The sequence below is a fragment of the Dactylosporangium sp. NPDC051087 genome (genome assembly GCF_055586325.1).
Window position 1 is genome coordinate 1 of record NZ_JBVJIJ010000094.1, and the last position, 1,436, is coordinate 1,436.

At 66.6% G+C, this 1,436-nt stretch carries 1 protein-coding gene; it reads left to right on the forward strand.

What is annotated here, in order from left to right; translation table 11 throughout:
* Positions 1 to 46 precede the first annotated feature (46 nt).
* Positions 47 to 1,420, forward strand: coding sequence for an IS4 family transposase (locus ACZ6TV_RS55205; RefSeq protein WP_465309788.1), 1,374 nt, complete (start codon positions 47 to 49; stop codon positions 1,418 to 1,420).
* Positions 1,421 to 1,436: the final 16 nt, after the last annotated feature.

A 1,436-nucleotide genomic window follows, 5' to 3' on the forward strand; every position in this document is an offset into this window, starting at 1 on the left:
CCCAATGCCGTTGCCTTAAACGGCTTTGCGCGATACTCGGCGCACCATGAATGGATCTTGGCTGCCTGAAGTCGAGCTGGGTGTACTGACCCGGTGGTGCCCACCCGAGATGGTCGACGCCGCCATCGACAAACATCAGCGGCGCGAGCTGCGGCGAAGGCTGCTGACAGCGCGGACCATGGTGTACTTCGAACTGGCTCGTTGCCTGTATCCCGACCAGGGCTACGAGCAGGTCTTCGAGCACCTGCTGCCAGCGGACACTGAGTTCTTGGCGGGCAAGCCCTGCCGGGCGCCGGGCAAGTCCTCACTGGCCCGGGCGCGGGCCAGGGTCGGCGCTGCTGTGCTGGAAGAACTGTTCCGGACCATCGCCGGCCCGGTAGCAACCCCGGACACGTGCCCATCCGCATTCTGGCGAGGGTTGCGTCTGGAAGCGTTCGACGGCACGGTGCTGGATGTCGCCGATTCCCCGCAGAACGCGGACGAGTTCACCCGACCGGCCGGCAGTTGCGGCGTCGGCGGATACCCGCAGGCACGGGTGGTCGCGCTGGTCGAGTGCGGCACGCATGCTGTGGTCGATGCCGTGATCGGTGGTCGCCAACAGGGCGAGACGACGCTCGCCATGGACCTGGCCGGGTCGGCCGGCCCGGGCACGCTCGTGCTGGCCGACCGCAACATGCTCGGCATCCCATTGTGGAACGCGTTCACCGACGCTGGAGCGCACCTGCTGTGGCGGTTGAAGAAGACCGTCGCGAAGAAGGTGCATGCCACGCTCGACGACGGCAGCTACCTTGCCAGGGTCCGGCTGGACAAGCACACCGCAGCGGCGTTGCGCCGCGAAGGCAAGCAGGTCCCCAGTTTCATCACGGTCCGGGTCATCGAGTACACCCTGGACGGCAGTGACGAGGTCTACCGGTTGGCCACCTCGTTGCTCGATCCGGACGACGCGCCCGCGGCTGAACTCGCCGCGCTTTATCACGAGCGTTGGGAGTCAGAAGGGATCTTCGCGGAGGTCAAGACCGTTCAGCGCGGTTCCCGTGGTGTGCTGCGCTCGATGCGGCCGGACGGCGTCCGGCAGGAGATCTGGGCGCACCTGACCGTGCATCACCTGACAAGAGACCTGATGCAGCACGCCGCAGTCTGTGCGAGTCGGATGCTTGATCCGCACCGCGTGTCGTTTCGCCGCGCGCAGCACCTCGTGCGCCGCAGCCTGGCCCACCCTGTGCTGCCTACGCTGCGGAACCAGGCAGCTGACCGCGTCGCCGCCCGGTTAGCCGACAAGCCCAACGGGCCTCGTCGACCTCGCAGCTACCCACGTGCCGTCAAGCGGCGCACAACGCCCTATCCGACCAAAACATCGAAGATGCACGGGACCAGGCGCGATGCAGACTTTGCTCCCCGGATCCGCCATCGTCACCCGTAAAGGCAACGGCATTGGG